This window comes from Bacteroidota bacterium (genome assembly GCA_016183775.1).
Taxonomy (GTDB): domain Bacteria; phylum Bacteroidota; class Bacteroidia; order JABDFU01; family JABDFU01; genus JABDFU01.
This window is the reverse complement of record JACPDY010000087.1, coordinates 53,201-75,830: the sequence shown is the minus strand read 5'-3', so window position 1 is coordinate 75,830 and position 22,630 is coordinate 53,201. Positions and strand designations below refer to the sequence as shown.

Below are 22,630 nucleotides of genomic sequence, written 5' to 3'. Positions count from 1 at the left end.
AAAGTGTAATTCAAAGTCCATTGTTTGATTTTTAAAATCAAACAACAAACTTTTTTCATTCCCTTTTCAACTCAATCCGCCATTATTATTAACAGCTAACTGTTTGTCCCTCAATTATTATTCATGCGGTGGCCCTGGATTTGAACCCCGCCAGGGGCCATGGGTTGGGTTATAGTTTATAAATACAGCCCAAAGTCTCTTTGAAAGTCCAGTAAATATCTCTATAATTACCTGACAATTAACATGTTTCTAAATAAAAATGAAAGGCACTCATAAAATAAACATTAGTGAGCTTTCAAAGCCCAAGATCAGCAGGTGGCTTTTCAATACTATATTGGATTGGGCAATAATTATCTCCCTAATGATTGCAGCCATTAAATTGAATCACCCTGTTGTATACATATTATCTGTTTTCATCATTGGAAGCAGACAGCACGCTTTGGCCATAATGGGTCACGATGGCGCCCATTATGCAGCTTGCGAGAACAGGCAGTTAAATGATATTATGGCTTCCGTATTTGTTTTTTGGCCCTTAGGTATTGGAATAAACGGGTACCGGAAATTTCATTTTGCGCATCATAAAAAAGTGGGCACGCCGGAAGATCCGGAATTAATACTTAAACGATTGAGCAGGCCGCAATGGGAATTACCTGCCAAAAATTCGAAACACATTACCCACTTAATAAAGGACCTGTTTGGTATAAGTTACAGGGAACTTTTCAAAATAAGCAGATCGATCAAATCAGTAGGGAAAATAGATATTATCGGACCCGTAACATGGTGGTTGGTTATGATTGTAACCTTGTTCTATTTTGAGCAATATATACCGCTCATATTATGGTTTGCTTCTGTTTTTACTTCTTATTGGGCAGTATTCCGGTTACGGGTATGGTTCGAACATCAGGGCACGACTGAAACCAACAGAGTGCATGCTGTCTGGTGGCAGAAATTAATTTTTGCCCCGCATAATGTCTGGTATCATTATGAACATCACCTGTTCCCATCAGTCCCATTTTACAATTTGGATAAAGTGCGGAATATGGAAAAGGGAAAGTCTATCGTTTCCGTTGGGGAATTGTTTCGTTCATTCCGGGTACACTCATTTCTGGGTTCCGGGAGAATTAAAGGTGCTTGAGAATCCCAGACCGCAATTTTACGCCTGCGCTGTAGGTCCGCCAAAGTTCAATGGAATGGCCATAGGCTCAACGTCTTTTACTGGGCCGTGAACCGACTCATATTTCGCCACATTTTCCTTCAATGCCTTCATTAGGCGCTTGGCATGCTGGGGAGTTAACAGAATTCTCGATTTCACTTTTGCCTTAGGCACACCCGGCATAACCTTTATAAAATCAATAACAAACTCCGAATTCGAATGTGTAATTATAGCAAGGTTGGAATAATTCCCCTCCGCGATCTCTTCGCTCAATTCAATATTAAGCTGATTCTGGTTATTTTGTTGGTCTGACATATAAAATAATTTTAATTTTAAAATAAAAATTGCAAGCCTGAAAAACTAGCGGAGCAAAGTAATAAATCCTCTATCCGAGTATGGCGACTTGATACACGAACTGTTAAAGTTCAGCAAATAGTAATACGTTCCATCCGACGCATCACTACTACCGATCTTACCGCTCCATGAATTATTAATATCGTTCGATTCAAACACCAATAGCCCCCAGCGGTTATATATTTTAATATTAAACTCCGAAACCTGTCCTTTAGCCGATATTACAAACGTGTCATTTTTACTATCTCCGTTCGGCGTGAATATGTTTGGAATAATATAAGGCCTGGCTCCTTCCGGCATCGGAGGGCCAACCAGGTTGATCGTGTCAACCGACGAACAGCCCGTTGTTGTTGATGTTGCTGTTACCCAATATTTACCCGAATCAGGAGGCTGTATAGATTGTGTTGTTGCCCCTGTATTCCACAAATAAGTACTTCCGGCATTTTTAGCATCAAGCGTAATATCTTTCAATGCATTACAGGTCATATCATAATCAACTCCCAGGTCAACAACCGGCCCTGGCGTTACTGTAACCTGCACAGTGGCGCTATCAACGCCATTACAACTCAAAGGATTTTTCGCAATAATTTTAACTGTATATGTTCCGCCATTTACAAATTGATGACTGGGTGCAGTACTGTAATCGATCGGTGAACCATCACCAAAATCCCATTCATAACTTGACGCATTCGCGCTGCCGTTAATAAATGTATACGTTAAAGGGGCGCAGCCTACAACACCTGTTGTTGAAGCTATTGCCACAACATTGGGGGTTTGAAAATCTATTTTAAATACGGCGTTATTGCAATTACCCGATTTGTTAGTTTTTGACCAAGCCGTTGCAGTTGTAGGAAAAGTTGAAGTACCCCCGCAACTTGCACAAACCGATTGATAAACCACTCCCCTTTTGTCAAAACGACTGGTGCCCCCGTCAACATGTTCATTCCGGTTGCCACCCGCACCAAAAAAGGTTGCATAAATTAAAGTAGCTGCATTTTTCGAAAGCGACATCAGGTAAAAATCACAACCATCAGTTGATGACTGGTAAGCATCTGAAGTAACAGGAAGACCCGTTGTATTTCCCTGTCCACCACCAATTCCTGTACTACACTTCCCTCCCCACCCCGCAATGTATACGTTCTCACAATTATCAACCAAAAATGCCGACGGCGATATATTTGGAGAAGTATTTATAGCATCGCCAATGATAGTAGAAAATGCGGTCATAGTTAACGCGCTATTGATCTTATGAATAAACAACCCTCCTTTTGTACTTGAATAAACACCTGCTGTAACTGTATAAACCCCTTTTGTCTGACCATACACGTATACATTGTCCTTTTTATCGCTTTGAACAAAATAACATTGGTCATAGCTGCTTGTTCCAATATAAGTTGATGCCATCAGGGCCGTTCCGTTATTCTTAACGATACTAACGAAGCCATCAATGCTGCCCTTATAGGTAGTGTTTAAAACCCCTGAGGTTACTGGGAAATCAGAACTCATTGTACCACCTGCAACATATACATTGTTAGCATTATCAAGAGTCAATCCAAATACCGCGTCATCGGCAGTACCCCCTAAAAATGTACTCCAGGTAAGTGCGGTAAGGCCACTGTTTAGTTTAAATACACAGCCATCCTGACCTCCGCCTGCATACGTTGTTTTATATGCTCCGGCAGTTACTGGAAAGTTAAGCGATTTTGTACAGGAAGCAACGTAACAATCGCCGGTCTTATCAACAATAATTTCTCCACGGGCATCATCCCCGTAATTGAATTTCAAATTGCCGAATATTAATTCATCAGCATCAAAATTCACTCCATCATCGTCAGTACCCCCAATGTAGGTAGAGCCAAGTAAGGCTGTTCCGGCTGAATTAAATTTCGTTACAATTATATCCGCTTTACCACTCAGAGTTTTATCGTATGCGGTTGAACTGACAGGAAAATTTGTAGAATATGTTTTACCAAAAACATACAATTCATCACTATTATTTACAACCATACTATGCGGATATTCATTCTCCGACCCGCCCAGGTAAGTAGAATAAAGTTGCGCTGAGCCCGTAGTGTTGTATTTTACAATGGCTATGTCCCAGGGCCAGGGATAACTTCCACCAGTTCCTCCTCCTCCGAAAGTAGTTTGAAACGCGCCAACAGTAATCGGAAAAGTTCCGGCAGCGGAGCCCGGCCCCGATCTTGTGTTTGTCACGATCCCTCCCGAATACATATTACTGGAATTATCATATGTCGCTGTAAAGCCCCAATTATCAGCAGTAGAACCTGAGTAGGTTGATCCTATCAAAACAGGATCGATGGTCAGTTCATAATTTTTATCGTAACCATTCGGGAGATCAAATGTTACGATCGAGTTTTTAAGAACATATTTACACAACACTTCAACTTTCTTTCCATTAATGTATTGATAAGCATATGGCTTTTGTTCAGTGATCAAACCAAGTGACGTGGTAATGATCAGATTATCTTCTCTTAATTGAAGACGGTCTGCACCGGTGTATTTCATTGCTATTTTTGAGATATCAGCTCCGTGTTTAACTATAAAATCATATTTGGGTTGCATATCATTGCTGTACATTTTAAGATCGATCCCATTGTATAAATTGGTGTAATTAATTTCTTCAAACAACTTCACGCCTGAAGCCCATTTCTGAGGATCATTTCCTATATAATAATTGTGGTATGTTTCTGCGGCATGAAGTCCTTTATGGTCCACATTATTATTCGCATTCATAAATTCCACTTTATAGCTATGGTAATAAGCGGTCGATCTTTCAGCTATTATCCTGGCCCTGCTTTTAGGATGATCGTTGCTTAACAATTCGTGGAAGTCGTACATTTGAAAGGTTATGGAATTTTTCTCAAAATACAGGTCGATGTTTTTAAGCCCCAGCTTAAATAAAACCTGTTTATCCCATTGACCTTTGTTTTCTTCGTACAAAAGCGACGATGAATGTGCCATTACAACCATAGGGAAGATAATGGCCAATAAAACAACTCGTATTTTATCCATGTTTTTTATTTTCTGTTATCGAATTATATATTCCGGCATACTACCGATAAAAGTAAAAAAGCCCTAACCGTCAAACAAGTTAAAAAAGGAGCAAATATTACCCGTCCAAAATTCAAAAACCTGTTTTTTGAGGTCAGTAAATATAAAGTTTTAAAATGAAAAAGGAGTTACCTGCCGGCAACTCCTTTTTTCATATTCAAAACTATAACTCGTTGATTTTTAAGCTTCTTGCTCGATGACCTCCTGTTTTGAAGCCATTAGCTTTTCGTATTCCTCTCTCGAACCAACGATCATGCGTTCATATTCTCTTAAGCCGGTACCGGCAGGGATCAAATGACCAACGATCACATTTTCCTTCAATCCGCTCAGGTCATCTATCTTACCGCCTACGGCAGCTTCATTCAGCACTTTTGTTGTTTCCTGGAACGACGCGGCACTCATAAAGCTGTTTGTTTGCAACGAAGCTCGTGTAATACCCTGCAATATCTGTGTAGATGTAGCAGTGATCGCTTCGCGTGCTTCAACCAGCTTCTTATCCTGGCGCTTCAACACAGAATTTTCATCTCTCAACTTACGCGGAGTGATAATCATTCCCGGTTTTAACGTTTCAGAATCGCCGCCTTCAGTTACAACCAGTTTACCATGCAAACGGTCGTTCTCCTCCATAAAATCAAGCTTCCTGATCAATTGCTTTTCAAGGAAAATTGTATCTCCGGCATCATCAATCTCAACTTTACGCATCATCTGACGGACAATTGTTTCAAAATGCTTGTCGTTGATCTTCACACCCTGCAAACGATACACCTCCTGAATCTCATTCACAAGATACTCCTGCACTGCAGTCGGACCTTTGATCGACAGAATATCAGAAGGAGTAATTGCTCCGTCCGACAGCGGATAACCCGCCTTAATAAAGTCATTCTCCTGAACAAGGATATGTTTTGAGAGCGGAACTAGATACCTGTGCTGCTCACCTGTTCTTGATTCAATGATTACCTCACGGTTACCGCGCTTTATCTTTCCGAATGATACAACACCATCAATTTCAGAAACTACAGCAGGGCTGCTCGGATTACGCGCTTCAAACAATTCCGTTACACGCGGCAGACCACCTGTGATATCACCCAGCTTACCGGCTGAACGAGGTATCTTAACGAGAATCTGACCGGCATGTATGTCATCGCCCTGGTTCACAATTACGTGAGCGCCAACAGGAATGTTATATGTTTTAACTATTTCCTTTTTAACTATGATCTTGATCGCCGGATTCTTGGTTTTATCACGGCTGTCAACAATAACCTTCTCTTTAAACCCGGTTTGTTCGTCAACCTCTTCGCGATAAGTATAACCTTCATCAATATTCTCAAATTCGATCTTTCCACCGAACTCAGAGATGATCACCGCGTTATACGGATCCCAATCGCAGATCAATGTACCCTTCTTTACTTTAGCGTTGTTCTTCACATACAACTGAGCTCCATAAGGAATATGAGTGGTTGTGAGTGTGCTCATTGTATTCGGATCTGTGATCCTCATTTCAGCTGAACGGCCAATAACAACGTTAACTTTTTCACCATCCTGGTTCTTACGCTCAACAATTTTTAATTCTTCAATATCAACTATACCATCGTATTTAGCTTCGATTTTTGATGAAGCCGCGATGTTGGATGCCGTACCACCAACGTGGAACGTACGCAGTGTAAGCTGTGTACCCGGCTCACCGATAGATTGAGCTGCAATTACACCAACAGCCTCACCCTTCTGAACCATGCGGCCATTCGCGAGGTTACGTCCATAACATTTTCCGCAAACACCGATACGATTCTCACAGGTCAACACCGAACGGATCTCAACAGCTTCAACAGGCGAATCAGCGATCTTCTGAGCGATCTCTTCTGTTACTTCTTCTCCTGATTTAGCAAGCAGTTCACCCGTTATCGGGTTAAATACATCATGAACAGTGGTACGACCCAATATCCTGTCGTATAATGATTCAACCACATCATCATTTTTCTTCAATGCAGTTGCAATAAGTCCTCTTAATGTACCGCAATCTTCATCAGTAATAATAACATCCTGTGCAACGTCAACCAACCTACGGGTCAGGTAACCAGCATCGGCTGTTTTAAGAGCTGTATCGGCCAAACCTTTACGTGCACCGTGAGTTGAAATGAAGTACTCGTGAATTGACAACCCTTCTTTAAAATTAGAGATGATCGGATTCTCAATGATCTCTCCTCCTGTAGCACCTGATTTCTGTGGCTTAGCCATCAGACCACGCATACCGCTCAGCTGACGGATCTGTTCTTTCGAACCCCTCGCACCTGAGTCAAGCATCATGTATACAGGGTTAAAGCCCTGACGATTGTTTGTCAACTCATCCATTACCTTTTTGGTAATTTTTGAGTTGGTATGCGTCCAGATATCAATGATCTGGTTGTAACGCTCGTTGTTTGTAATGAAACCCATGTTATAGTTATTCATTACTTCATCAACTTCCGACTTCGCGCCATCAATAAGTTTTTCTTTATCATCGGGTACAATTACATCACCCAGGTTAAATGACAAACCTCCCCTGAACGCGAATGAAAATCCTAAATGCTTGATATCATCAAGGAATTTAGCGGTCTTCACCATGTCAGTTTTCTTCATAATGACACCGATAATATCACGTAATGATTTCTTGGTAAGAAGTTCATTAATATAACCAACTTCTCTCGGAACAACCTGGTTAAAGATCACACGACCAACAGTCGTTTCAATTATTTTAGTTACATACTCGCCATTCTCAACAGTGTTTGTTCTTACTTTAATAATGGCATGAAGGTCAACGCGCTTTTCGTTAAAGGCAATGATCACCTCTTCAGGCGAATAAAATATTTTGCCTTCGCCTTTAACTGCGAATTCCTTGGTATCTTTTCTTGGTTTGGTCATATAATACAGACCAAGTACCATGTCCTGCGAAGGTACCGCGATAGGCGCACCATTCGAAGGGTTCAGAATGTTATGCGATGCAAGCATCAATAGTTTAGCTTCCAGAATAGCAGCATTACCAAGTGGCACGTGAACCGCCATCTGGTCACCGTCAAAGTCGGCGTTGAATGCTGTACACACCAACGGGTGCAGCTGTATCGCTTTACCCTCGATCAATTTTGGCTGGAAAGCCTGTATACCTAAACGGTGAAGTGTGGGGGCACGGTTCAACAGAACAGGATGTCCTTTTAAAACGTTCTCTAAAATATCCCAAACAACCGGGTCTTTACGATCAACAATTTTCTTAGCTGACTTAACTGTTTTTACAATACCTCTTTCTATCATCTTACGGATGATAAATGGCTTGAATAATTCAGCTGCCATATCCTTTGGTAAACCACACTCATGCAGCTTCAACTCAGGACCTACAACAATTACCGAACGCGCAGAGTAGTCAACACGTTTACCCAATAAGTTCTGACGGAAACGACCTTGTTTACCTTTCAAACTATCGGAAAGTGATTTTAACGCACGGTTAGCTTCTGTTTTAACCGCGTTAGCTTTACGTGAGTTATCGAATAATGAGTCAACAGACTCCTGTAACATACGTTTTTCGTTACGTAAAATAACATCGGGAGCTTTGATCTCGATCAAACGTTTTAAACGGTTATTTCGGATAATTACGCGTCTGTATAAATCATTCAGATCGGATGTCGCAAAACGACCGCCATCAAGAGGTACAAGAGGACGCAACTCAGGAGGAATAACCGGAACAATTTTCACGATCATCCATTCAGGATTATTCTTAATATGTTTATTCGCAGAACGGAAAGCTTCAACTACCTGCAAACGCTTTAACGCTTCGTTCTTACGCTGCTGTGAAGTTTCAGTATTCGCTTTATGGCGAAGTGTGTATGATAATTCATCAAGCTTTATACGGCTCAATAACATTTGCAAAGCATCTGCCCCCATCTTCGCGATAAACTTATTCGGATCGCTGTCATCCAGGTGTTGATTATCCTTCGGAAGTGTTTCTAAAATATTCAGATACTCTTCTTCGGTCAGGTAATCAAGATAGTTCAATGCTTCTCCGGCTGCATTCTTAGCTACACCTGCATTAATAACCACATACCTTTCATAGTAAATGATCATGTCCAATTTCTTGGTTGGCAAACCGAGCAGGTACCCGATTTTATTAGGCAATGAACGGAAATACCAGATATGGGCAACAGGTACAACCAGGTTAATATGTCCCATACGTTCCCTGCGCACCTTCTTTTCAGTTACTTCAACACCGCAACGGTCGCACACTATACCCTTATAACGGATACGTTTGTATTTACCGCATGCACATTCCCAATCTTTTACCGGACCAAAAATACGCTCACAGAACAAACCACCCATTTCAGGCTTATAGGTTCTGTAGTTAATTGTTTCCGGCTTTACCACTTCTCCGCTTGACCGCTCAAGAATGAGCTCAGGCGATGCAAGACTAATTGTAATTTTCGAGAAATTACTTTTTAGTTTGATGTCTTTTTTAAAGGCCATTTATCGTGATTTTTTAGAATGTTAAAATAATGTACATCACGCCTTTCGGCGTGATGTTATTCATATATAATTATTAATCCATAGTGATGTTCAGACCTAAGCCGCGTAACTCATGTAATAATACATTGAATGACTCAGGAATACCCGGTGTGGGCATCGGCTCGCCTTTAACAATTGCTTCGTAAGCTTTTGCCCTACCCACAACGTCATCGGATTTGATCGTAAGTATCTCCTGCAGAATGTTGGCAGCGCCAAACGCTTCAAGGGCCCAAACTTCCATCTCACCAAAACGCTGACCACCAAACTGGGCTTTACCACCCAATGGTTGCTGCGTAATAAGTGAATACGGACCGATAGAACGCGCGTGCATTTTATCATCCACCATGTGACCTAATTTAAGCATGTAGATAATACCTACAGTTGCAGGTTGATCGAAACGCTCACCGGTTCCGCCATCATGCAGATAAGTTTTACCATAACGCGGGAGACCTGCTTCATCTGTATACTTATTAATCTCATCCAATGTAGCTCCGTCAAAAATTGGTGTTGAAAATTTCATATCCAATTTCTGTCCGGCCCATCCAAGAACAGTTTCATAGATCTGTCCAAGATTCATACGCGATGGTACACCAAGCGGATTCAACACAATGTCAACAGGAGTTCCATCTGCAAGGAATGGCATATCCTCTGCACGAACAATACGTGCAACAATACCTTTGTTACCGTGACGGCCCGCCATTTTATCACCAACTTTCAGTTTACGCTTTTTGGCAATATAAACTTTAGCTAATTGTACGATACCTGCAGGTAATTCATCACCAACAGTCAGATTGAACTTCCTGCGTTTAAATGCGCCTAACAGATCATTATACTTAATGCTGTAGTTATGCAGCAACCGCTCAATTTGCTTATTGGTATCCTTATCGGTAGTCCAATGCGTTGGATTAATTGTAACATAATCTATTTTCTCCAATGCTTTTTGAGTAAACTTGGTTCCCTTAGAGATCAGGTCCTCCTTCAATGTATTGGTAACACCCTGCGAGGTTTTACCATTTACAATTGAACTCAGCTTCTGAACCAGTTTATCCTTCAACTCGGCATTCGCATGATTATACTCTTTATCTATCTTTTCAAGGATTGTCTTCTCATCCGCCTTTGTTTTCTTGTCTTTGATGATACGGGAGAATAATTTCTTGTCTGTAACAACACCGCGAATAGATGGCGGAACTTTCAAAGATGCATCTTTTACATCACCTGCCTTATCACCGAAAATAGCACGTAAAAGTTTTTCTTCAGGCGACGGATCAGTTTCACCCTTTGGAGTGATCTTACCGATCAATATGTCACCTTCTTTTACTTCAGCACCAACACGGATCAATCCGTTCTCATCAAGATCCTTGGTAGCTTCTTCACTTACATTCGGGATATCCGCAGTAAGTTCTTCCAGGCCGCGTTTTGTATCACGTACTTCAAGTACATATTCATCAATATGTAACGATGTAAATACGTCATCCTGCACAATTTTCTCATTGATAACAATGGCATCCTCAAAGTTGTAACCTTTCCAGGGCATGAACGCAACTTTTAAATTACGCCCAAGCGCTATCTCACCATTTTGTGTTGCATAACCTTCACAAAGCACCTGTCCGAAAGTTACCTTCTCGCCCTTTTTTACAATTGGCTTAAGGTTGATACATGTGTTCTGATTGGTTTTACGGAATTTGATAAGGTTATAACGTTTTACATCATCGTCAAAGCTTACTAGTTTTTCAGCGTCGCTTCTGTTGTAACGGATCACAATTTCATTGGCATCCACATACTCAACAACACCATTGCCTTCGGCATTGATAAGCACACGTGAATCACGTGCAACAAGGCCTTCAAGACCTGTTCCCACGATCGGGGCTTCAGGCCTCAACAATGGTACAGCCTGGCGTTGCATGTTCGAACCCATCAGGGCACGGTTAGCATCGTCATGCTCAAGAAATGGAATTAATGATGCCGCAATCGAAGAAATCTGGTTTGGAGCAATGTCCATCAACTCGATCTTTTCAGGCTCTACAACAGGATAGTCGCCTTCGTAACGGGCAACAACCTTAGCTTCAGTAAAGTTTCCTTTCTCGTCAGTTACTGTTTTAGATTGAGCGATCGTTTTCTGATCTTCTTCTTCAGCGGTTAAATAAACCAGGTTGTTCAGGTCAACTTTTCCTTTCGCCACTCTGCGATAAGGTGTTTCGATGAAGCCCAATTTATTGATCTTAGCGTATACACACAACGAAGAAATCAAACCGATATTCGGACCTTCAGGTGTTTCGATGGTACACAAACGACCGTAGTGCGTATAGTGAACGTCACGAACCTCAAAGCCTGCACGCTCGCGCGACAGACCTCCGGGGCCAAGGGCAGATAGCCTCCTTTTATGTGTGATCTCTGCCAGCGGATTGGTTTGATCCATGAACTGGGAGAGCTGGTTTGTTCCGAAGAACGAATTGATAACTGAAGATAATGTCTTCGCGTTGATCAGGTCAATCGGCGTGAACACCTCATTATCGCGAACGTTCATGCGTTCACGGATAGTGCGTGCCATACGTGCCAATCCTACACCAAACTGTGAATACAATTGTTCTCCAACTGTACGCACACGCCTGTTACTCAAGTGGTCAATATCATCCACATCCGCTTTCGCGTTGATCAGCTCGATCAGGTATTTAATGATGGCGATAATATCTTCCTTAGTCAATACTTTTTTCTCAGGGTCGATATTCGTACCTAATTTTTTATTTATTCTATAACGGCCAACTTCTCCAAGATCGTAACGCTTATCGGAGAAGAATAATTTATCAATGATACCACGCGCTGTTTCTTCATCGGGTGGTTCAGCATTACGCAACTGACGGTAAATGTGTTCAACCGCTTCCTTTTCCGAATTAGATGTGTCTTTTTGGAGCGTATTGTAAATGATGGCGTAATCAGCCGAGTTAACGTCTTCCTTGTGGAGTATAACCGCTTTAACATTCGCATCAACGATCATATCAATGTGAGATTCTTCGAGAACAGTTTCACGATCGATCAGCACCTCGTTACGCTCAATAGATACAACTTCACCGGTATCTTCATCCACGAAATCTTCCACCCATGTCTTTAAAACACGTGCTGCCAATTTACGTCCAACAACTTTTAACAAGGCAGCCTTACTTACTTTTAATTCATCAGCAAGACCAAATATTTCAAGGATCTGTTTATCACTTTCAAACCCGATCGCTCTTAAAAGAGTAGTTACTGGTAATTTTTTCTTACGATCGATGTAAGCATACATCACACTGTTGATATCTGTAGCAAACTCTATCCACGATCCTTTAAAAGGTATGATACGCGCAGAATACAGTTTGGTTCCGTTAGCGTGACGGCTTTGACCAAAGAAAACACCTGGTGAACGATGTAATTGGGATACAACAACCCGTTCAGCACCATTGATAACGAACGTACCTTTTGGGGTCATATATGGAATTGTTCCCAGATATACATCCTGAACAACAGTTTCAAAATCCTCGTGTTCGGCATCTGTACAATACAGCTTAAGTTTCGCTTTAAGCGGAACGCTGTGAGTCAATCCGCGTTCGATACACTCATCGATTGAGTAACGCGGAGGATCTACGAAGTAGTCCAAAAACTCAAGTACGAAATTGTTACGGGCATCGGAAATAGGAAAATTCTCACTGAATACCTTAAACAACCCTTCGTCCTTACGGTTTTCGCTGGTAGTTTCTAACTGAAAGAAGTCCTTGAACGACTGCAATTGTATATCAAGGAAATCAGGATACTCAACCTGATTTTTACTTTTGGAGAAATTTATTCTCTGATTTTTTTTGTTCTGAGCCAAGGCGATCGAGTATTACGCCTGCCGTGCATAAATGCAACACGAGCAGACTGGTTTAAAAAAATTTCAAAACAACTAAAGCCCACTATAAAAGTGGGCTATATGATATATGATCCGCGTCCTGTCCGGACACAGATCACTATCAATATATTGTAGAATGAGTTTACTTAACTTCAACTTCTGCTCCCGCGTCAGCTAATTGTTTTCTCATGTTCTCAGCATCTTCTTTAGAAACACCTTCCTTGATAGGTTTTGGAGCTCCGTCTACCAGGTCTTTAGACTCTTTCAAGCCAAGTCCTGTAAGTTCTTTAACGATCTTTACAACACCAAGTTTCTGAGCGCCGGCACTTTTAAGAATTACGTCAAATGATGTTTTAGCTTCTGTTGCTGCTGCACCACCTCCGCCGCCTGCTACTGCTACTGCAGCTGCGGGTTCAATACCATGCTCATCTTTTAGCACTTTCGCTAATTCCTGAACTTCTTTTACTGTTAAGCTAACTAATTGGTCAGCTATCGCTTTTACGTCTGCCATTTTATTGAGGTTTTTAATTAATTACTGGTTTATAAAAAATTTTAATTATTTAATTACAATTTAAGCTGCCGGTGCTGCTTCAGCATTACCTGCTGCTGCATCGGTACCACCTTCCATTTTCCTGGCCGGGTTTGTAAGCGCCGAAATAACATTTCGGGCAGGAGATTGCAATAAGCCGATGATATCTCCGATCAATTCATTCTTGCTCTTAATAGCGGCAAGAATATCGATCTGGGCATCCCCTAAATAAATTGCCGATTCAACATAGGCCGCCTTTAATAAAGGTCGGTCGCTTGTTTTACGGAATTCCTTAAGGATCTTGGCAGGTGCGCTTCCGGATTCACTGAATAATACCGCAGTAGAACCTTTCAACGGAGCGCCCATCAGATCTTTGTAATCACGACCGGTACTTTTTTCAATTGCTTTTTTAAGCAATGAATTTTTCACGACCTGCATCGTGACGTTCTGCTTAAAAAACAGCCTTCTTAACTTACTGGTCTTCTCGGAGCTTAAGGTTGATATGTCGGTCAGATAGAAATGCGTTGTGGCGGCCAATTGACCGAACAACTCTTCTATCGCCTTTGTTTTTTCTTCTTTGTTCATGATACTTGGTTTATCCGGAATCCCGGAGATTTAATTCTGATTATACTCCGGCCAGCGTTTTAGTATCTATCTGGATGCTTGGGCTCATGGTGCTTGACATGAACACACTCCTCAAATAAGCGCCTTTCGCTGACGAAGGTTTTAATTTGATAATTGCCTGTAACAATTCATTGGCATTATCTGCAATTTTCTGACTATCGAAAGATGTTTTAGCGAAAGCCGAATGAATATGGCTTTGCTTATCAACTTTGAAATCAATCTTACCGCCTTTAGCGTCAGTCACAGCTTTACCGATCTCCATGGTAACTGTACCTGTTTTAGGGTTAGGCATTAAACCACGTGGACCTAATACACGGCCCAACGCACCCACTTTACCCATTACACTCGGCATGGTAACGATTACATCAACATCTGTCCATCCACCCTTGATCTTTTCGATATACTCGTCAAGACCAACATGGTCAGCTCCTGCAGCTTTAGCTTCAGCCTCTTTATCGGGTGTAACTAATGCCAATACACGAACTGCTTTACCGGTACCGTGCGGAAGCGTAACGATACCACGTACCATTTGGTTTGCCTTTTTAGGATCAACTCCTAGGCGGATACTGATGTCAACTGTAGAATCAAATTTTGTGTTTGTGATCTCTTTTACAATTTTAGCAGCTTCAGTAATACTGTAGGCCTTTGTCTGATCAAACTTGGCCAGCGCCGCTTTTCTCTTCTTGGTTAATTTTGCCATTTTATTGGTTTTGCGATGTACGAACGGCACGATACATTTCTGCTCAATGCCTCCATCAGTTAAAATACTAAATATCAGAACGGTTTATTACCGCTTACATTTACACCCATACTGCGCGCTGTACCTGCGATCATGCTCATAGCTGATTCAACGGTAAAACAATTCATATCAGGCATTTTATCTTCAGCGATCTTTTTTATCTGGTCCCAGTTAATGGTACCCACTTTTTTCCTGTTCGATTCAGCAGAGCCTCCTTTGATCTTGATAGCATCCATGATCTGGGCTGCCACAGGCGGACGTTTTATGATGAAATCAAATGATTTATCATTGTATACGGTAATAATAACAGGAAGTACTTTACCCGCCTGGTCCTGGGTTCTTCCATTGAACTGCTTACAGAACTCCATGATGTTAACACCTTTAGCACCAAGAGCCGGACCGATCGGAGGAGCCGGATTCGCAGCACCACCTTTGATCTGTAATTTTACGAATGCACTTACTTCTTTTGCCATGTTTTATTAGTTTAAAATTCTATTTATCTACTACTTTACTCATCAGTTTCAGGCCTGCCTGCCGAAGGGGCAGTTCGGCCCGCAGGCAGGTTAAAAGTTTTGGCTGGAAGCGCAAAAACTTTTAACAAAAAACAATAAACCGGTTATGCTCTTTCAACTTCAAGGAAACCCAGTTCAAGCGGAGTGTTACGTCCGAATATTTTTACCATTACTTTAAGGGTTTTCTTTTCTTCATTAATTTCTTCAATAGTTCCTGTAAAGCTGTTGAACGGACCGTTAATTACTTTAACAGCTTCTCCAACAACAAACGGGTTAGTGATCTGTGCTTCACTTTCAGCCAATTCATCTACCTTACCTAAAATACGATTCACTTCAGATAAACGAAGTGGTGTAGCGTTACCGGCTTTATCACCTAAAAAGCCTATCACACCTGATATGTTTTTCAAAATATGCGGCACTTCTCCTACTAACGCTGCTTCAATAAGCACGTAACCGGGAAAAAAACTTCTCTCTTTACTCACTTTTTTTCCGGCACGGATCTGATAAACCTTTTCGGTTGGTATCAAAACCTGCGAAACAAAATCTTTTAAGCCAAGACGATTTATTTCATTCTCGATATACTCCTTCACCTTCTTCTCTTTGCCGCTGATAGCGCGGACAACATACCATTTCTTCACAGAGCTACCTTCTTTTACTTGTACATTCTGGCTCATTTGTTTTTATTTTAAATTAAAACATTTGATAGAAAGCTTCCATCAGCTTATTAAAAACTGTATCCATCGCAAAGATCAACAACGCGATGATCAACGAAGCAACCATAACAACAATAGCACTTCCCTGCAATTCACTCCAGGTTGGCCAAGAAACTTTTGTTAAAAGTTCGCTTGTTGTTTCTTCAAAATATGTCTTGATCCTGCTCATTATTCTTTATTTTGTTTCTTAACTTCTCTTTCTTTGCACGGGCACCTGGACTCGAACCAAGATCAATCCCGCTTTGAGCGGGACTATTCTATTTCCCTTTAATCCCCCCCGCAAAAAATTGCGGCCTTTTTATTCTCCTTGCACGGGCACCTGGACTCGAACCAAGATCAACGGTTTTGGAGACCGCTATTCTAGCCATTGAACTATGCCCGTCTTTGGCCCCAATTCCTCCATTTTTCAATTCTTAAACCCTCTGCACGCGTGCTTATTACGGAATTTTCTTTCCCTTTAGAGGGCAGCAAAGGTGTCCTGAAATATCAGGACACCTTTATCTTCTGTTAACTCTTTTATTGAATTACTTTATGATCTCAATTACCTGTCCTGCACCAACTGTTCTGCCACCTTCACGGATAGCAAAACGCAGACCTTTATCCATAGCAACCGGAACGATTAATTTAACTGTGATCGTTACGTTATCGCCAGGCATAACCATTTCACGGCCTGTTGGCAGATCGATTTCACCAGTCACGTCAGTTGTGCGTAAATAGAACTGAGGACGATATTTATTATGGAAAGGTGTGTGACGACCTCCTTCTTCTTTCTTTAAAACATAAATCTCAGCTTTGAATTCAGTGTGAGGAGTGATAGAACCAGGCTTAGCAATTACCATACCTCTCCATATTTGTTCTTTATCAACACCACGAAGAAGCAAACCAACGTTATCACCCGCTTCACCACTATCTAATAACTTACGGAACATCTCAACACCGGTTATAGTTGATTTCAATTTTGCTTCTTGCATACCAAGGATCTCAACTTCATCACCTACAAGGATCTTACCTGTTTCAATACGCCCGGTAGCAACAGTTCCACGACCAGTGATCGAAAAAACGTCTTCCACAGGCATAAGGAAAGGTTTGTCAATTTCACGTACCGGAATCGGAATGAAATTATCAACTGCATCCATAAGATCCATAATACTTTTTGTCCACTTTGGATCATTATTCAATGCTCCAAGAGCAGAACCTTCTATGATCAGTTTATCATCGTTATCGTATCCATAAAACTTAAGCAGGTCTTTCACTTCTTCTCTAACGAGCATAACCATTTCAGGATCATCAACCGCGTCAACCTTATTGAGGAACACAACAACTTTAGGTACACCAACCTGGCGTGCCAAAAGGATATGTTCGCGTGTTTGAGGCATTGGTCCGTCAGTTGCAGCAACAACCAATATAGCACCGTCCATCTGAGCAGCACCTGTAACCATGTTCTTTACATAGTCAGCGTGACCAGGACAATCAACGTGAGCATAGTGACGTTTCTCAGTCGCATATTCAACGTGCGAAGTATTAATAGTAATACCTCTTGCTTTTTCTTCAGGGGCGTTGTCGATCGAAGAGAAGTCTCTTATCTGAGCCAACCCTTTGCCGGCAAGAACCGTAGTAATTGCTGCGGTCAAAGTGGTTTTACCATGGTCTACGTGACCTATGGTTCCAATGTTTACGTGTGGTTTGGAACGATCGAATTTTTCTTTAGTTGCCATATCAATTGATTATTTAAGGTGTTTATACTGGTTTTATTTTCTTACAAAATTTACTTTTTATTTCCTGCTACTTTTTACCAAACTGATGAATCATCATCTAATGCTTGAGTTATTGACTCGGTTTTATTCGGGCGGCCCCCAGACAGCTTTTGAGCTGTTGATGAGGATTGAACTCACGACCTCTTCCTTACCAAGGAAGTGCTCTACCACTGAGCTACAACAGCTTTTCCGGTTCTTTGATCCAGGCTCCAGGTAAAACCTGAAACCAGCAACCTTAAACCCAGTGTGAGCGGAAGACCGGGCTCGAACCGGCCACCCTCAGCTTGGAAGGCTGATGCTCTACCAAATGAGCTACTTCCGCTTAATTCAAGTTCCACGCGTTAAGAACGTGGGGAGAATAGGATTCGAACCTATGAACTCCGAAGAGGACAGATTTACAGTCTGTTGCCTTTGGCCACTTGGCTATCTCCCCAAAATCAACCGGAATTAGCATAAACAGAGCCGATGGAGGGATTCGAACCCCCGACCAGCTGATTACAAATCAGCTGCTCTGGCCAACTGAGCTACATCGGCCTGTATTCAAGCATTTTAAAGAACTTATATACAATAAAAAAGCAGCCCTTTTTTAAAAGGACTGCAAATCTATAAAACTATTAGTAACCTACAAAATAAAATCAGCTTTTTTTACAAAAAAGAACTGGATTGGAACAAAATTTGATATAAGTGGTATTTTTCTACAAGCCCTTCACTTTTTCCTTGTATTTTTTAACCTGGTTAGTAAGGGCCACAATACTCGTATCCACCGCTTCTTCGAAGGTTTTACACTGTTTCTTTACAAAAAGATCGTTTCCGCGTAGCTGGATCTTGATTTCTGCAACCTTATTTTCTGTAGTGCTGGATTTATCAAGTTTAAGGAATACCTCCCCTCCAATAATTCCATCATAATAACGACCTAATTTATTTACTTTTTCTTGTACAAATTCGAGGAGCCTGGTATCGGCGTCGAAATGGATTGACTGGATCTTGATGTTCATAACCGGGAAGTTTTGGAGGTTAATACTTTGTTTATTATTCTTTTGTTATGCTTTAGGATGAGCCTGCTTGTGAACCGCCTTCAGCTTTTCGACTGTATTGTGCGTATACACCTGTGTCGCAGCAAGACTGGAGTGACCGAGTAATTCTTTAATGGCATTCAGATCGGCTCCGTTGTTTAACATGTGTGTGGCAAATGTGTGACGTAATACATGCGGACTTCTTTTTTCGATTGTTGTTACCATACTAAGGTAATTATTTACAACCCTGTATACTAACTTTTCATATAATTTGTTGCCTTTTTCGGTAACAAAAAAGTGCTCTTCATTAATATTATTGATTTTAGCTTTCTGAGCCAGGTATTTTTTGATCCTAGGCTTTAACGAATCGGCAAAAGGAATTACACGTTCCTTGTTTCGCTTACCCAGCACTTTTATGGTGCAATTATACATATCCACATTTTGTTGCTTTAAGCCAACCAACTCAGCCAAACGAATGCCTGTTGCATAAAAAAGCTCGATCATAAGCTGATTGCGAATGCCCGCGAAATCATCACCAAAATCAACATTGTCGAGCAGTTTATCCATATTATCCTTTTCTACAAACACCGTTAACCGTTTGGCTATTTTAGGTGTTTGTATCTTAGGCATTGGATTTTCGGTCACTACCCCCTGGCGCAGCAGATACTTATAGAATGTTTTTAATGCTGTAATTTTATGATTTATTGTGCGCGCAGAAATTTTTTGCTCCATCTGGCTCACCACCCACGAGCGGATAAGCAAGTGGTTAACCCCATCAATTGTTTCGATCTTATAATTTTCAATTAAATAGGCAATAAATTGATCCAGGTCAGTATTGTATGACGTTACCGTATGTCCGGAAAGCCGCTTTTCGAATTGGAGGTATTCGAGGAAATTATCTTTTAATTGAAGAATGGTCATCGTTCTGCAAAGATAGTAGTGATAACGAAGTTAAGGGAAAAATGTTGTGGTCACCCTATGGGATTTCCGCAAAGATTGGGCTTTATTTTTGGGGAGCTATTGGACTATTATAATTTTTTGAGTCCATGTTTCATTACCATTTGTTAATTGCATAAAATAAATTCCTTGTTTGAGTTTATAATTTATTAATTCCTTTCTCCCGTTGAAAGCTTGTGAATAAACTTTCTCTCCGATATCATTAAAAACATTCATTGTACCATTAAATATATTTTTATGCACAGAAATATTAATGATGTCGGATGTGGGATTTGGGAAAATGACAATGGCATCCGAATCCCTGCCTTCGCTTATACCTGACACATAACAGATTGTTATAGCAGTATCTTTTGTAAGAATATTAGAAGGGTAAGTTCCAAATGTTCCTGAAGGAAGCCCCAAAGCAGAAGGAAATGTGTTACGCGCAGAAATAGGTGCAGTTGTTACAATGGTTGGGATTGGGTGATCACCGCAACTTGAATTGCCTTTAGAATCAGTTTTTATAATATATATTCCCCCAATCGAGTCTTGGGCAGGTCCTGCAATTATATATCCTAGGTCATTTGTTTGTCGGACGCATGTTCCAATTGGCAAAGCAGTGTTTTTACCGCCATAAGACTTTGTCCAAATAGTATCACCCATTGAATTAACTTTAACAAGATATGCATTCCAGTTATGATCATCATCAGATATGACTCCGGTAAAAACAAATCCACTATCAGAAGTTTGACAAACGGAATTAACTTTATCGTATCCGGAATTTCCATAAGCTTTAGCCCAAATTACCTGACCCATCGAATCTGTCCTGAGCAAAAAAGCATCTGAATCGCCGGCGCCATAATTATCAGTAAATCCACCTATTATATAACCTTTGTCGAAATTTTGATGGATTGAGAATCCTCTATCCATTGATGGCCCTCCATAAACCTTACTCCAGATTACATCTCCCAAAGAATCAATTTTGGTAAGATATACCCCACCCCCGCCTCCAAAATTTGCCGTCCATCCGGTAATAACATAACTACCATCACTGGTTACTTCAAGTGCGCCAAAATAATCATAGCTTGCTCCACCATACGCACGTGACCATAAAGTATCACCATATGAGTTAGTTTTGATTAAGTATGGTTTGGTGTTTAAAGATGTAAAATGCTGCGAATTGCCGGCAACTACAAACCCACCGTCAGCTGTCGGCTTACTACATATAGCCTCCTGAGTAAAATAATCCTGAATATTATAATATGTTTTATAATTTATAGGATAACCTACAGAATCAACTTTCATAAAAGACGCTCCACTTGAAAATCCATGACATGCAAAAATATACTCTGAGTCATTTATTTGCTCGAGCGAAGTTGCATGGTAATAATCAACATAAGTATTTGACCACAATACATCTCCTTTAGTATCTATTTTTTTTAAAGTTGCATATACAGTACCATTCTGGTGATTAAGACTGCCGCCGGCAATAAGAAAATTGCCATCATGCGTGAGTATTACAGCCGGGTAATAACTTGATCCTCTTCCAAACCGGCTTTGAAAAGTCGTCTGACCGAAAGCAGCGATTGTAATTAGAAAAGTAAAAAAAGTAGTTGTTTTTTTCAATGTGTTAATTAATTAATCTACCATAATGAAAAATGTCCCGACCCATAGGAAATAAAAATAGCAACCGATTTTTCGATTGCTACTTAATAAAATATAATTATCGCAAATTACTCAGCGTCTTCGCCGGCTTGCAGTTTTTGCTTGTATCGTGCGTGGATGATCTCTTCGCGCCTTACAACAGAAGGTTTGGTGAATTTTTGACGTTCACGTAATTCTTTTACAACACCTGTTTTTTCAAATTTTTTCTTGAATTTTTTCAGGGCTTTTTCAATCGATTCGCCTTCTTTTACTTGTACTATTAGCATATTGTTTTCTTCTTATGTTTTATTAATAGGGCTGCAAATATATTAAAAAAAGTAAAAAGGGGAAAGAATTCAGGAATTATTATTCGGGTTATTGAATTCAATACGAAAAAATGCTACAAAAAGGGCCGATTTTAACCATTAAATCGGCAAATACTTTTAAGCGATGCAAAAAATGGTGGGGATTTGGGAATTACAACTCTTATTAGAAAAATCTATCTTTACTTTATACCTTTTTTTAGGTGAAGCTTGTACTTTCTATGAGTCCTTGAATAAATTGGTTCAAATGAGCATTTGGCTCCAAAAGTGCAGATGCCATTCAATCCAATATCAATAAACGGGGAAATTATTTCAAACTCAAGCTGAGTGAATAACCCCACATTATAATTATAAAATCTTCGAAAGTTAATTAAACCAAAATCCGGATTTATTAAAAAAAACATCTGCAATCCACATGATAACTCCATTCTTAATCTTTTATAGTTTACTATTGCGTACAAAATATTTCCTGAAAAAAAATATTGTTTTACATCCTTAAAATGGTATAGTGCCGCGGGTTTAGGATAAACTTGAAACGAATCGGCATAAGATGATGCATACATTAACTCAAACATAAAACGGTATTTCTTAAATTTCTCCGGATTCTTTTCTTCCTCATCAGTCCAATATTCGCTTCCAGTTTCTATTTTAAACGGTGGGGAAACAAATCTTAGATTATACGCTTTAAACTCAGGGCTTGCAAAACTTTTACTTAAACCATACAGAATATCCCAATGCTTTTCACCATTGTATTGAGCAAAAACAGAATATGGAACTAAAAAGATAAAAAACACCCGTTTCAAATGACAATTGTTGGAGAAAAGTAATTATCCGGGCATTATCTTATTGGATTGATTTATTGTCCAAACGATAGTAATTGAATT

At 40.4% G+C, this 22,630-nt stretch carries 17 protein-coding genes and 5 tRNA genes; 1 reads left to right on the top strand and 21 read right to left on the bottom strand.

All coding sequences use genetic code 11. The annotated features are described in order from the left end of the window. Positions 1-259: 259 nt before the first annotated feature. Positions 260-1,135: a fatty acid desaturase family protein gene (locus HYU69_11045; protein MBI2270870.1), complete on the top strand. Its 876-nt coding sequence runs from the start codon at positions 260-262 to the stop codon at positions 1,133-1,135. A gap of 18 nt (positions 1,136-1,153) precedes the next feature. Here the strand turns inward: HYU69_11045 and HYU69_11040 are convergent, their stop codons facing one another. The 21 genes from HYU69_11040 to HYU69_10940 all read right to left on the bottom strand — a co-directional run bounded on the left by HYU69_11040 (position 1,154) and on the right by HYU69_10940 (position 22,549). After that, entirely contained in the window at positions 1,154-1,468 is a 315-nt protein-coding gene (locus tag HYU69_11040) for a DUF3467 domain-containing protein (GenBank protein ID MBI2270869.1), read from the bottom strand. A gap of 45 nt (positions 1,469-1,513) precedes the next feature. Next, positions 1,514-4,540 carry a gliding motility-associated C-terminal domain-containing protein gene (locus tag HYU69_11035; GenBank protein ID MBI2270868.1) on the bottom strand — a complete coding sequence of 1,009 codons (3,027 nt, stop codon included), beginning with the start codon at positions 4,538-4,540 and terminating at the stop codon, positions 1,514-1,516. A gap of 219 nt (positions 4,541-4,759) precedes the next feature. Then, a complete protein-coding gene (rpoC, locus tag HYU69_11030; GenBank protein ID MBI2270867.1) occupies positions 4,760-9,061 on the bottom strand; it encodes a DNA-directed RNA polymerase subunit beta' in 4,302 nt (1,433 codons plus the stop codon). Positions 9,062-9,134: 73 nt separating this feature from the next. Continuing rightward, positions 9,135-12,941: a DNA-directed RNA polymerase subunit beta gene (gene rpoB, locus HYU69_11025; protein MBI2270866.1), complete on the bottom strand. Its 3,807-nt coding sequence runs from the start codon at positions 12,939-12,941 to the stop codon at positions 9,135-9,137. A 160-nt stretch (positions 12,942-13,101) separates the two neighbouring features. Then, positions 13,102-13,470: a 50S ribosomal protein L7/L12 gene (gene rplL, locus HYU69_11020; protein ID MBI2270865.1), complete on the bottom strand. Its 369-nt coding sequence runs from the start codon at positions 13,468-13,470 to the stop codon at positions 13,102-13,104. A 60-nt stretch (positions 13,471-13,530) separates the two neighbouring features. Continuing rightward, positions 13,531-14,073 (bottom strand): 50S ribosomal protein L10, encoded by a 543-nt coding sequence (locus tag HYU69_11015; protein MBI2270864.1) that lies wholly within the window; start codon positions 14,071-14,073, stop codon positions 13,531-13,533. A 40-nt stretch (positions 14,074-14,113) separates the two neighbouring features. After that, the gene (locus HYU69_11010) at positions 14,114-14,812 is read right to left on the bottom strand and encodes a 50S ribosomal protein L1 (protein ID MBI2270863.1); all 699 of its coding nucleotides are present in this window, start codon (positions 14,810-14,812) and stop codon (positions 14,114-14,116) included. A 74-nt stretch (positions 14,813-14,886) separates the two neighbouring features. Further along, positions 14,887-15,324 carry a 50S ribosomal protein L11 gene (gene rplK, locus HYU69_11005; protein MBI2270862.1) on the bottom strand — a complete coding sequence of 146 codons (438 nt, stop codon included), beginning with the start codon at positions 15,322-15,324 and terminating at the stop codon, positions 14,887-14,889. A 143-nt stretch (positions 15,325-15,467) separates the two neighbouring features. Further along, a complete protein-coding gene (gene nusG, locus HYU69_11000; protein MBI2270861.1) occupies positions 15,468-16,037 on the bottom strand; it encodes a transcription termination/antitermination factor NusG in 570 nt (189 codons plus the stop codon). A 16-nt stretch (positions 16,038-16,053) separates the two neighbouring features. Beyond that, on the bottom strand, positions 16,054-16,245 hold the full coding sequence (gene secE / locus HYU69_10995; protein MBI2270860.1) for a preprotein translocase subunit SecE: 192 nt from the start codon (positions 16,243-16,245) through the stop codon (positions 16,054-16,056). 141 nt (positions 16,246-16,386) lie between these two features. Beyond that, a tRNA-Trp gene (locus HYU69_10990) sits at positions 16,387-16,458 on the bottom strand. A gap of 142 nt (positions 16,459-16,600) precedes the next feature. Then, positions 16,601-17,791 (bottom strand): elongation factor Tu, encoded by a 1,191-nt coding sequence (gene tuf / locus HYU69_10985; protein ID MBI2270859.1) that lies wholly within the window; start codon positions 17,789-17,791, stop codon positions 16,601-16,603. A 152-nt stretch (positions 17,792-17,943) separates the two neighbouring features. Further along, positions 17,944-18,015, bottom strand: a tRNA-Thr gene (locus HYU69_10980). A 64-nt stretch (positions 18,016-18,079) separates the two neighbouring features. Then, a tRNA-Gly gene (locus HYU69_10975) sits at positions 18,080-18,152 on the bottom strand. Positions 18,153-18,180: 28 nt separating this feature from the next. Further along, a tRNA-Tyr gene (locus tag HYU69_10970) sits at positions 18,181-18,263 on the bottom strand. A gap of 27 nt (positions 18,264-18,290) precedes the next feature. After that, positions 18,291-18,364, bottom strand: a tRNA-Thr gene (locus tag HYU69_10965). Between the two features lie 161 nt (positions 18,365-18,525). Beyond that, positions 18,526-18,825, bottom strand: coding sequence for a ribosome-associated translation inhibitor RaiA (gene raiA, locus HYU69_10960; protein MBI2270858.1), 300 nt, complete (start codon positions 18,823-18,825; stop codon positions 18,526-18,528). A gap of 45 nt (positions 18,826-18,870) precedes the next feature. Further along, a complete protein-coding gene (locus tag HYU69_10955) occupies positions 18,871-19,764 on the bottom strand; it encodes a tyrosine-type recombinase/integrase (GenBank protein MBI2270857.1) in 894 nt (297 codons plus the stop codon). A gap of 96 nt (positions 19,765-19,860) precedes the next feature. Continuing rightward, entirely contained in the window at positions 19,861-21,405 is a 1,545-nt protein-coding gene (locus tag HYU69_10950; protein MBI2270856.1) for a T9SS type A sorting domain-containing protein, read from the bottom strand. A 107-nt stretch (positions 21,406-21,512) separates the two neighbouring features. Beyond that, positions 21,513-21,710: a 30S ribosomal protein S21 gene (locus tag HYU69_10945; protein ID MBI2270855.1), complete on the bottom strand. Its 198-nt coding sequence runs from the start codon at positions 21,708-21,710 to the stop codon at positions 21,513-21,515. Positions 21,711-21,928: 218 nt separating this feature from the next. Beyond that, positions 21,929-22,549: a hypothetical protein gene (locus tag HYU69_10940; GenBank protein MBI2270854.1), complete on the bottom strand. Its 621-nt coding sequence runs from the start codon at positions 22,547-22,549 to the stop codon at positions 21,929-21,931. Between the last annotated feature and the right edge of the window lie 81 nt (positions 22,550-22,630).

Excerpts from the sequence above, each read along its gene's own strand:
- tuf (MBI2270859.1), bottom strand. The coding sequence starts at position 17,791 with ATGGCAACTAAAGAAAAATTCGATCGTTCCAAACCACACGTAAACATT.
- HYU69_11015 (MBI2270864.1), bottom strand. The coding sequence starts at position 14,073 with ATGAACAAAGAAGAAAAAACAAAGGCGATAGAAGAGTTGTTCGGTCAA.
- nusG (MBI2270861.1), bottom strand. The coding sequence starts at position 16,037 with ATGAGCCAGAATGTACAAGTAAAAGAAGGTAGCTCTGTGAAGAAATGG.
- rpoC (MBI2270867.1), bottom strand. The coding sequence starts at position 9,061 with ATGGCCTTTAAAAAAGACATCAAACTAAAAAGTAATTTCTCGAAAATT.
- rplK (MBI2270862.1), bottom strand. The coding sequence starts at position 15,324 with ATGGCAAAAGAAGTAAGTGCATTCGTAAAATTACAGATCAAAGGTGGT.
- HYU69_11045 (MBI2270870.1), top strand. The coding sequence starts at position 260 with ATGAAAGGCACTCATAAAATAAACATTAGTGAGCTTTCAAAGCCCAAG.
- HYU69_10945 (MBI2270855.1), bottom strand. The coding sequence starts at position 21,710 with ATGCTAATAGTACAAGTAAAAGAAGGCGAATCGATTGAAAAAGCCCTG.
- HYU69_11040 (MBI2270869.1), bottom strand. The coding sequence starts at position 1,468 with ATGTCAGACCAACAAAATAACCAGAATCAGCTTAATATTGAATTGAGC.
- raiA (MBI2270858.1), bottom strand. The coding sequence starts at position 18,825 with ATGAACATCAAGATCCAGTCAATCCATTTCGACGCCGATACCAGGCTC.
- HYU69_11010 (MBI2270863.1), bottom strand. The coding sequence starts at position 14,812 with ATGGCAAAATTAACCAAGAAGAGAAAAGCGGCGCTGGCCAAGTTTGAT.
- HYU69_10955 (MBI2270857.1), bottom strand. The coding sequence starts at position 19,764 with ATGACCATTCTTCAATTAAAAGATAATTTCCTCGAATACCTCCAATTC.
- rplL (MBI2270865.1), bottom strand. The coding sequence starts at position 13,470 with ATGGCAGACGTAAAAGCGATAGCTGACCAATTAGTTAGCTTAACAGTA.
- HYU69_11035 (MBI2270868.1), bottom strand. The coding sequence starts at position 4,540 with ATGGATAAAATACGAGTTGTTTTATTGGCCATTATCTTCCCTATGGTT.
- secE (MBI2270860.1), bottom strand. The coding sequence starts at position 16,245 with ATGAGCAGGATCAAGACATATTTTGAAGAAACAACAAGCGAACTTTTA.